At 73.0% G+C, this 9,345-nt stretch carries 8 protein-coding genes, 1 tRNA gene and 2 pseudogenes; 6 read left to right on the top strand and 5 right to left on the bottom strand.

Annotation, left to right across the window (positions count from 1 at the left end; translation table 11 throughout):
- Window positions 1-590: 590 nt before the first annotated feature.
- The 3 genes and pseudogenes from HL189_RS17380 to HL189_RS17370 all read left to right on the top strand — a co-directional run.
- Window positions 591-701 (top strand): annotated as a pseudogene (locus HL189_RS17380) (hypothetical protein); the annotation flags it as partial.
- Entirely contained in the window at window positions 702-1,028 is a 327-nt protein-coding gene (locus tag HL189_RS17375; RefSeq protein WP_369134966.1) for a hypothetical protein, read from the top strand.
- A 12-nt stretch (window positions 1,029-1,040) separates the two neighbouring features.
- Window positions 1,041-1,676 (top strand): annotated as a pseudogene (locus HL189_RS17370) (tyrosine-type recombinase/integrase); the annotation flags it as partial.
- On the opposite strand, the gene HL189_RS17365 reads toward HL189_RS17370, so the two are convergent.
- Window positions 1,641-1,725: transfer RNA gene (locus HL189_RS17365), tRNA-Leu, on the bottom strand. The pseudogene HL189_RS17370 and the gene HL189_RS17365 sit on opposite strands and share 36 nt — an antisense overlap.
- 86 nt (window positions 1,726-1,811) lie before the next feature.
- Here HL189_RS17365 and HL189_RS17360 point away from each other — a divergent pair.
- Together HL189_RS17360 and HL189_RS17355 are read left to right on the top strand one after the other, a co-directional pair.
- Window positions 1,812-3,140 (top strand): M20/M25/M40 family metallo-hydrolase, encoded by a 1,329-nt coding sequence (locus HL189_RS17360; protein WP_369134965.1) that lies wholly within the window; start codon window positions 1,812-1,814, stop codon window positions 3,138-3,140.
- Window positions 3,137-3,919 carry an SDR family oxidoreductase gene (locus HL189_RS17355; RefSeq protein WP_369134964.1) on the top strand — a complete coding sequence of 261 codons (783 nt, stop codon included), beginning with the start codon at window positions 3,137-3,139 and terminating at the stop codon, window positions 3,917-3,919. Before HL189_RS17360 ends, HL189_RS17355 begins: the two co-directional genes overlap by 4 nt.
- 4 nt (window positions 3,920-3,923) lie before the next feature.
- Here the strand turns inward: HL189_RS17355 and HL189_RS17350 are convergent, their stop codons facing one another.
- Complete coding sequence (locus HL189_RS17350) at window positions 3,924-5,000, bottom strand: PP2C family protein-serine/threonine phosphatase (RefSeq protein WP_369134963.1); 1,077 nt, start codon at window positions 4,998-5,000, stop codon at window positions 3,924-3,926.
- Between the two features lie 137 nt (window positions 5,001-5,137).
- On the opposite strand from HL189_RS17350, the gene HL189_RS17345 reads away from it, so the two are divergent.
- A complete protein-coding gene (locus tag HL189_RS17345; RefSeq protein WP_369134962.1) occupies window positions 5,138-6,094 on the top strand; it encodes an NADPH:quinone oxidoreductase family protein in 957 nt (318 codons plus the stop codon).
- Between the two features lie 7 nt (window positions 6,095-6,101).
- Here HL189_RS17345 and HL189_RS17340 read toward each other — a convergent pair whose 3' ends face one another.
- The 3 genes from HL189_RS17340 to HL189_RS17330 form a co-directional block, all read right to left on the bottom strand.
- Complete coding sequence (locus tag HL189_RS17340) at window positions 6,102-7,715, bottom strand: M20/M25/M40 family metallo-hydrolase (RefSeq protein WP_369134961.1); 1,614 nt, start codon at window positions 7,713-7,715, stop codon at window positions 6,102-6,104.
- Between the two features lie 178 nt (window positions 7,716-7,893).
- Window positions 7,894-8,904 carry an amidohydrolase family protein gene (locus tag HL189_RS17335; protein WP_369134960.1) on the bottom strand — a complete coding sequence of 337 codons (1,011 nt, stop codon included), beginning with the start codon at window positions 8,902-8,904 and terminating at the stop codon, window positions 7,894-7,896.
- Complete coding sequence (locus tag HL189_RS17330) at window positions 8,901-9,278, bottom strand: metal-sulfur cluster assembly factor (RefSeq protein ID WP_369134959.1); 378 nt, start codon at window positions 9,276-9,278, stop codon at window positions 8,901-8,903. The genes HL189_RS17335 and HL189_RS17330 overlap by 4 nt, the downstream gene beginning before the upstream one ends.
- Between the last annotated feature and the right edge of the window lie 67 nt (window positions 9,279-9,345).

The following is a 9,345-nucleotide window of genomic DNA, read 5'->3' as shown; positions in this document are numbered from 1 at the left end:
CCTCCCGGTCCGACACGGACGCGTCAGTGACGCACGACGTAGCCATGCACCTGGCCCACCTCTGAGGTGTCTCTGAAGCCGCCTTTCTGGGACACCGGCTCGGTGGGACCGACGGCGCGATACCTTCCTGACCGGGGGGATCGGGAACGCGCCCGGATGGGAGAGGTACCTCAACCGGTACACCGACTCGGGCCGAACGAGGCTGTGTCGGGCGGGACGCCGTTGAACGCCCCAGCTGTCTGACCAGCGGGAACGGTACGAGCGCGCATGCCGGCAGAACGCCGGCACGTGACTGGGGTTGAGCGCCGCGCAGGGCGTCGCCCTGGCGGGTGCTCGAGGTGGTCATCGGTTGCATCAGGTCGCTCGGGTCTGCGGGGGGAGAACCGGAGGAAGTCGGCAGATCCCTGACCAGGGCGGCATCAGCGAGTACGTCACCAAGGCCGGCCCGCGGTTCCTGATCAACACGCTGTTCTTCTCGAGGACGGCACGAAACGCGTCGTCCTCGAGCGCGGGTTCGGGAGCCGGCGTGAGGCGGCCGCGCAGCTGCGGGCCCAGAATCAAAGGCTGAAACCGGTGCCTGGCTCGAGCCCTGGAGGCAGCGACTGAGTGCCTCGACGCTCGCCACGTACCGGAGAAACATCCGGCTGCGCATCGACCCCCATATCGGCGGGACCCCGCTGGCCCGGCTCACCGGAGCGGCCGTGGACGCCTGGATGCGCACGCTGGAGACGTCGGGGCGCGCCGACGGCCGGGGTGGTCTGTCCGCCCGGACCGTGCGCTACGTCTACACGATCTTGCGGTCCGCGCTCGGTGACGCCGTCAAGCACGGCCGGCTGCCCACGAACCCCACTGACCGGTCCACGCCGCCGAGCCCGTCGGAGGCCCGGCCTCCGGAGACGCAGGCATGGACGGCCGACGAGCTCGGCCGCTTCCTGCGCTGGGCGGAGGCCCGCGATCCCGACCTCGCGATGGACTGGCGCCTGCTGGCGGCGACCGGGATGCGCCGCGGCGAGGCGCTGGCCCTCTGATGGCGCGACGTCGACCTCGACGCCGGCCGGCTGCAGGTCCGGCGCAGCCTCGGCGTGGTGAGGACCAAGGGCGACGGCGAGCAGCTCCTCGAGGGCCCGACGAAGATCGGTCAGGCGCGCGTGGTGGACATCGACGCCGACACCGTCACCGCTCTGCGTGCCTACCGCGCCACACGCACCTCTCTTGCGCTCGAGCTCGTGCGGGACGCCGCCCTCGTGCTCGGGAACCTCGACGGCACTCACCGCCACTCCGAGCGCTACTCGCGCCGGTTCGTCGAGCAGGTCACCCAGGCCCGCAAGGCGCTGGGGGAGGACCAGCTGCCGAGGATCCGGCTGCACGACCTCCGCCACACCTCCGCGACGCTGCTGCTGGCCGCCGGGGAGCCGGTCAAGGTGGTCTCGGAGCGACTGGGTCACGCGAGCGCGGCCATCACGCTCACCGTCCACCAGCACGTCCACCCCGGCATGGGGCGCCAGGCGGCCGACCGGTTCGCCGCTGCTGAGACGCTGAGCAGCCGCGCTGTGCATCCCGGCGGTGTCAAAGTGCCGTTCTGGCCGCCGACAGAACGATGCCCCGGGCTCCTGAGGTGCAGGAACACCGGGGCGATCGAGTGTCCGAGGGGGGACTTGAACCCCCACGCCCGATAAAGGGCACTAGCACCTCAAGCTAGCGCGTCTGCCATTCCGCCACCCGGACAGGTGGGCGCACCGCAGTGCGTCGGGGACGAGCATAACCGAGGCCGCCCCCGGCCCGGGACGGGGTCCGGTGGCAGGATCGACGGCATGTCGCAGCCGACCCCCACGCCCCTCGCCGGAGCCCAGCAAGAGGTTGCCGACCTGCTGTCGGAGCTCATCCGGATCGACTCCACCAACACCGGGGACACCGCCACCAGCGCGGGGGAGCGGGCCGCCGCCGAGTGGGTCGCCGGCAAGCTCGACGAGGTCGGCATCAGCAGCGTCATCCACGAGTCCGAGCCCGGCCGGGCCAGCCTGGTCGCCCGGATCGAGGGCGTGCACCGCGACCGCCCCGCCCTGCTGGTGCACGGGCACCTCGACGTCGTCCCCGCCGATCCGTCGGAGTGGAGCGTCCACCCGTTCAGCGGCGAGCAGCGCGACGGCTACGTCTGGGGGCGCGGCGCGGTCGACATGAAGGACATGGACGCGATGACCCTCGCGCTGGTCCGCGACTGGGCCCGCACCGGGGTCAGGCCCGACCGCGACATCGTGCTCGCCTTCGTCGCCGACGAGGAGGCCGGCGGCCGCAAGGGCGCCCACTTCATGGTCGACCACCACGCCGACCTCTTCGAGGGCTGCACCGAGGCGATCAGCGAGGTCGGCGGGTTCAGCATCACCGTCCGCGACGACCTGCGCCTGTACCTGGTGCAGACGGCCGAGAAGGGCCTGGCCTGGATGCGGCTCACCGCCCAGGGCAAGCCCGGACACGGCTCGTTCGTGCACGACGACAACGCCGTCACCCGGCTCGCCCGGGCCGTCTCCCGGATCGGCTCCACCCGGCTGCCGACCGTGATCACCCCGCCGATGCGCCAGTTCCTCGCCGAGGTCGGCGAGGCCTACGGCGTCCAGATCGACCCCGACGACCCCGACCAGGCGCTGGCCCGGCTCGGCGGCATCAGCCGGATGGTCGGCGCGGCCCTGCGCAACACCGCCAACCCCACGATGCTCGACGCCGGCTACAAGACCAACGTCATCCCCGGCTCCGCCAGCGCCGTGGTCGACGGCCGGTTCCTCTACGGCCAGGAGGCCGAGTTCGACAAGCAGCTCGACGAGCTCATCGGCGAGGGCGTCACCCGCGAGTGGATCACCTACGACCAGGCCGTGGAGACGACGTTCGACGGGCCCTCGGTCGACCTGATGGTCGAGGCGCTGCAGGCCGAGGACCCGGCCGCCCGCGCCGTTCCGTTCACCATGAGCGGCGGCACCGACGCCAAGAGCTTCGAGACCCTCGGCATGCGCTGCTTCGGCTTCTCCCCGCTCAAGCTGCCCGCCGACCTGGACTTCGCCTCGCTGTTCCACGGCATCGACGAGCGGATCGCGGTCGACTCGCTGCAGTTCGGCATCCGGGTGCTCGACCGGTTCCTGCGCAAGGCGTGACCCCCGCCCCGGGCAGCGTCGCCCTGATCACCGGAGGGGCCGGTGGCTTCGGCCGTGCCCTGGCCGGCCTGCTCGCCGACCGCCAGGTCACCGTCGTGCTCGCCGACCTCGACGGGGACCGGCCGCGGCAGACCGCCCGGGACCTCGGGGCGCACTTCCTCCCGCTGGACGTCACCGACCGGGCCGCCAACGCCGCGGTCGTCGCGCAGGTCGAGGCCGACCACGGCCGGCTGGACGCCGTCTTCCTCAACGCCGGCATCGCCGGCCGGTCGCCGGACGCGCTGGACGTCGACGACTTCCTGCGCGTGGTGCACGTCGACCTGTTCGGCGTCGTCTACGGCACCGAGGCGGCGCTGCCGGCCCTCCGCCGGGCCGGCGGGGGCTCGATCGTGGTCACCGCGTCCCTCGCCGGGCTGTCGCCGATGACCACCGACCCTGGCTACAGCGTCGCCAAGGGCGGGGTGGTCGCGTTCGTCCGGTCGCTCGGGCCGCGGCTGGCCGGTGGCGGGATCACCCTGTCCGCGATCTGCCCGGGATTCGCCGACACCGCGATCATCGACCCGATCCGCGCGGAGTTCGAGGCGGCCGGCTTCCCGGTGCTCTCCGCCGACGAGGTCGCCGAGGCGATGCTCGTCGCCTGGGCCGGCGCCGAGCCGGGGGCCGCCTACGTCGTGCAGCCGGGGATCGGCGTGGTGCCCTACCGGTTCCAGGGCGTGCCGAGCGCGAGGACGGCGAGCGGCGAGATCGCCGTCGTCCCGGAGGCCCTGCGGCGGCGCTGACGGATCAGCAGGTGCGGACGGCGAGGACGGCGACGTCGTCGGGCACCCCGCCGGCCTTCCCCTCCAGGAGGGCGTCGCACAGCACCTCCAGCGGCTGCCCGGCCAGCCCGGCGAGCGCCGCCACGAGCCACGCGGTGCCCTCGTCGAGCGAGGCGCCGCGGCGCTCGACGAGCCCGTCGGTGTACAGCAGCAGGGTGTCGCCGCGGTCCAGGTCGACCTCGTGGTCGGTGCGCGGGACCGGGCAGCCGGTGCCCAGCAGCATCTCAGGCCGCCCGTCCAGCACCCGCACCCGGCCGTCGGCGCACAGCAGCACCGGTGGCGGGTGGCCGGCGTTGGACCACCGCACCCGGGCCGGGCCGGCGGGGTGGGGGCGCACGGTCGCCACGGTGGAGGTCAGGACCGGGGACACCGCCAGCCGCTCGAGGGCGCGGTCCAGGGAGCCGAGCACCGCGGCGGGGGAGCCGATGACCGTCTGCGCGATCCCGCGGAGCACGCCGCGGGCATGGGCCATGGTCGCGGCGGCGGCGACGTCGTGACCGGCGACGTCCCCGATGACCAGCATCGTCGTGCCGTCCGGGACGGGGAAGGCGTCGTACCAGTCGCCGCCGACCTGGGCGTGCTGGACCGCGGGCAGGTAGCGGACGGCGATCTCCAGCCCCGGCACGGTCGGGGGGTCGGTGAGCAGCGCCCGCTGCAGGGTCGAGGCCATCCGGACAGCGCTCCGGGCCTCCGCCGCCTCGGCGCTCAGCCGGGTGAGCACCGCCTCCCGGCGCAGCCGCAGGGTGCAGGCGAACAGTGCCAGGCACCCGCCCACCGCCACGCCCAGCAGGCGCAGCGACTGGGCGACCACCAGGCCACCGGTGTACTGGTCGCCGACCACGCCGATGAGCGCGGCGAGCACCACCGCCGCGACGGCGTACGCGGCGGTCGCCCGCCGCCCCAGCACGATGGCGGCCACCAGCGGCGCCATGGCGAACAACCCGACGACCACCTGGCCGCGTTCGCTCACCAGGTTGAGCAGGCCGCAGAAGACCAGGACACCCAGGGGCAGCAGGTGCCGCCTGCTCAGTGCCCGACCCACCTGCGCCCTCGCAATCCTCGAGCCGGTGCCGGGGACGCGCTGGACCCACACGACAGCCGGGAGCCTAACCGCCGCCGCCCGGCCGCGGACCCGACCCGCCGGACCCCTGCGCCCGCTGCTCTGGCACATTCCGGGCCATGCGCGCATGGCGGGTCCACTCGCTCGGCGACCCGGCCGAGGTCCTGTCCCTCGACGAGGTCGACCGGCCCGAGCCGGGCCCGGGCCAGCTGCTCGTGCGGGTGCGGGCGGCGGGCCTGAACTTCCCGGACGTGCTCATGACGAGGGGGCTGTACCAGGAGCGCCCGCCGCTGCCGTTCACCCCGGGCGTGGAGCTGTGCGGCGAGGTGGTCGGCAGCGGGCAGCGGGTGCTCGGGGCGCCCTCGGGCGGGCCGGGCGCGTTCGCCGAGTACGCCCTGGTCGACGCCGCCGCGGCGTGGCCGGTCCCCGCGGACATGTCCGACGAGCAGGCCGCGTCGCTGTACCTGACCCACCAGACCGGGTTCGTGGGACTGCACCGCCGGGCCGGGCTGCAGGCCGGGGAGTGGCTGCTCGTGCACGCCGGCGCCGGCGGGGTGGGCTCCGCGGCGATCCAGCTCGGCAAGGCGGCCGGCGCGCGGGTGATCGCCACCGCGGGCGGGGAGCGGAAGACCGAGGTCTGCCGGCAGCTGGGCGCCGACCACGTCATCGACTACACGGACGAGGACTTCGTGCCGCTGGTCAAGGACATCACCGGCGGGCACGGTGCCGACGTCGTCTACGACCCGGTCGGCGGCGACGTCTTCGACGGGTCGCGCAGGTGCATCGCGTTCGAGGGCCGCATCGTCGTCGTCGGCTTCACCAGCGGGCGCATCCCGCAGGTGCCGGCCAACCACGCGCTGGTGAAGAACTACAGCGTCGTCGGGCTGCACTGGGGGCTGTACCGGAAGCACGACCCGGCGCGGATCGGGATGGTGCACGAGGAGCTGTGCCGGCTGTTCGCCGACGGGGCGATCGACCCGCTGGTGGGCCAGGTGCTGCCGCTGGCGCAGCTGCCGGTGGCCATGGCCGCGATCGCGGACCGGAGCACCGTCGGGAAGGTCGTCCTGCGCCCCTGACGCCCTCCTACCCGGCGGTTCGGAAGGTGCCGCGCGGGCCCTCGGGCGCCGGCAGCTCCACTGCCGGGCCGGGGACGGCGGTGCCGGCGACGCCGTTCACGGACTCCGTGGAGAAGGCGTACGTGAGCACCGCAAAGGCGATCAGGTCGCTGTTGCGCTCCAGGGCGTCCTCGTTCACGTTCTCGGCGGTGTCGCAGGCCAGGTGGTAGCAGGGGTCGAACTGCTCCCCGGCCGTGCCGCCCCAGATCGCCACCTGCGCGTCGGTCTTGACCACCTCCGCGCCGGTGAAGACGCCGCCGGACGGGATCCCGCGGTCGATGAACGCCTGGTAGTCGCTCCGGCCGGTGAACGCGCTGTCGTCGTACGGCTCCCCGATCAGCGTGTACCAGGACTCGAAGAGGTCCTCGATCGCCGTGGAGCCCGGCGGGATGGTCACGCCCGTGTCGGCGGAGGGGAAGGTGGACTCGTCGGCGTCGTAGACCATGGAGACGTGGTTGGGTGACCCGACCATGTCGAAGTTCAGGTAGAGGGCGATGCGGTCGAGGTCGGCCTCGGACAGCCCGCCGACGTAGTCCGCCGAACCGAGCAGCCCCTTCTCCTCGACTGCCCAGAACGCGAAGCGGACGGTGTTCTGCGGCTCCGAGCGCGCCATCATCAGCGCGGTCTCCAGGAGGGCCGCAACTCCCGAGCCGTCGTCGTTGATCCCGGGCCCGTCGGGAACGCTGTCCAGGTGCGCGCCGGCCATGACGACGTTGTCCGCGTTCTCGCCGGGCAGCTCGGCGAGCACGTTGTGGTCGGTGCGGCGCTCGGTGGGCAGCACGCGCAGGAAGGCCGTCGAGCCCGGAGCCGCGAGGGCCACCCCGTCGGCGAAGGAGGCCCCCACGACGGGGATCGCCGCGTCGAACGGGATCGTCTGCTCGAGGTCCAGGAACGAGACGTCACCGACGACCACCCCCTCCCGGTCGGGGGTGTTGCCCTGGTTGAACACGATGACCGCCTCGGCGCCGGCGGTCTGCGCGTTCTGCACCTTCAACCCGAACGTGCAGGTGCCGCGCTGGACGAGCGCGATGTCGCTGGACCCGCCGAGGTCCAGCCCGGTGAAGTCCTCGGCCTCGCAGCCGCTCGTCGATGCCCGGTCCCCGGTCAGGTTGACGTCCACCGGGACGACCTGGCCGGTCAGCTCGCCCGGCTCGCTCCCGGTGAACGCGCCGGTCTCGAGGTCGGACTCGGCCGGGGCGACCTGGCGGAGCACGGCCGGGAACATGAAGTCGAACTCGATCGGGTCCAGCGTCACGTCGTACCCGGCCTCCTCCAGCAGCTCGGCGACGTGGTCGACGCTGTCGGCGTAGCCGTCGGTGCCCGCGGCGCGGCTGCCGGGGTAGTCCGGATCGGTGCTGTCCTCGGCGATCTCCTGCAGGTCGAGCTGGTGGGCCCGGACTCCCTTGAGCGTCACGCAGTCGAGCAGCTCCTCGTAGGTGTCGTTGTCGCGGTCCGGGCAGCTCCGCCCGGCTGCCTGGGCCCCGGACACCGGGAGCAGGGCGGCGAGGAGGGCGACGCCCGTGCCGAGGGTGACCGCGCGGGGCGCCGTCCTGGTCGGCGGCCTCGTCGAGTGCTGGCGCATGGCGTCCCCCTCCGTCCCGCGACCGGTCGGTCCCGGACCTGGTGCTGAGCGTGGCCCGGCGCGGCCGGGGGAGTACAGCCGGGCCGGGCTCCGGGGCCGTCGCCTGCCGAGCCGACGACGGACCGTGCCCGGCGCGTAACTCAGCGGTGTCCGGGGTGCGGGGAGGGGTGGTCCCGGGTCAGTGCGCGGGCGCCCGGCCGAGCCGGGCCCGGGTCTGCTCGACGTCCATGCCGTGCAGCCGCAGCAGGTTCTCGCCGAGGATCTTCCGCTTGGCGACGTCGGTGAGCTGCGGATAGCCGTAGCCGTCGCACAGGTCCTGCGGGATGGAGAAGTCCATGAACGCCCGCAGCGCCCACTGCGGGTGGAACAGCGGTGCCTCCGACCCGTAGACGATCTTGTCCTCGCCGCACCAGAACAGCAGCTTGCCGAGGATCTCGGCGAACATCCGCGGCGCCCGGACGACGAAGTTGATGGTCGCCGCGAGCGACGCGTACAGGTTCGGGTAGCGGATCAGCTGCCAGCAGGTCTCGTCGAGGAACGGCAGGCCGACGTGGAAGATCACGAAGTTGATGCCCGGGAAGTTGGCCGCGGCGCCGTCCATGTCCCAGGTCTGCGTGGCCTCGACCGGCTGCGGGCCCAGCGGGATGCCCTTGTGCACCCCGATCAGGTCCACCCCGAGCTCCTGCGCCTTCTCGAAGATCGGGTAGGCGACCTTCGGGTCGTCCATCCGCCACGGCATCGGCGAGCCGAAGTCGTAGCGCACGTTGTAGAACTTGAACGCCCTGGCGCCGAACTCGCCGACCTGCCGCTCCATCAGGTCCAGCGCCCGGCGGCCCTCCAGCGGGTTGACCGATCCCCAGAAGACCGTGCGGTCGGGATCGCGGGCAGCCAGCTCCGTGCAGGTCTCCCAGGGCGAGAGCCCGTCCCGGAACAGGTCGGTCAACGGCAGTGGCATCGCCACGAGCATGTCGGTGTCGGACTCCTCGTAGACCATCTGCCGGATGTCGGCCGGCGTCCACTCGGTGAGGAACTCCTCGGCGGACAGGTGCCGCTCACCGTCGGGGGTCAGCGCGGAGTGGAACGCGTACAGGTGGTTGGCGAACATCTGCCCCGGGTTGCCGTAGGCGTTCTTCGCCGTGAAGTTGAACGGGTGCGCGACCCCGTCGAAGACGAACGCGTCGCCGATCACGGCAGACCTCCAGGATGTGCGGCGAGGTAGGCATCCCGGTCGCCGGCGGCGACCGGGTCGGGCAGGAAGCGCAGCGCACGGACGGCGGACGCCGACAGCCGGTCGGGCGTCCAGACCTCGTCCCAGACGACCTCGACCTCGCAGCTGTCCACGCCCGGCACCTGCCGGACGGCGTCCTCGACGTCGGTGAGCACCCGGACGGCGAACGGGCACCAGCCCGAGGTGAGCAGCAGCTCGACCCGCGCGTGCCCGTCGCGCAGCTCCACCGAGCGCAGCAGCCCCATGTCGACCACCGAGACACCCTTCTCGCGGCAGCACGGGTCGTAGACGCCGCTCAGCGCGCGGACGGCCCAACCGGGCACCTCGGGAGGCATGCCGGACATGCTCGGCCGGGCTCCGGGCGCCCCACCAGACCGCCGTTTTCAGATGCCGGAGACGGGG

The organism is Modestobacter sp. I12A-02662, from assembly GCF_041028325.1.
In the GTDB taxonomy this organism is placed as follows: domain Bacteria; phylum Actinomycetota; class Actinomycetes; order Mycobacteriales; family Geodermatophilaceae; genus Modestobacter.
Note: the sequence above shows the minus strand (reverse complement) of the source record. Positions and strands in the feature narration are given on the sequence as shown.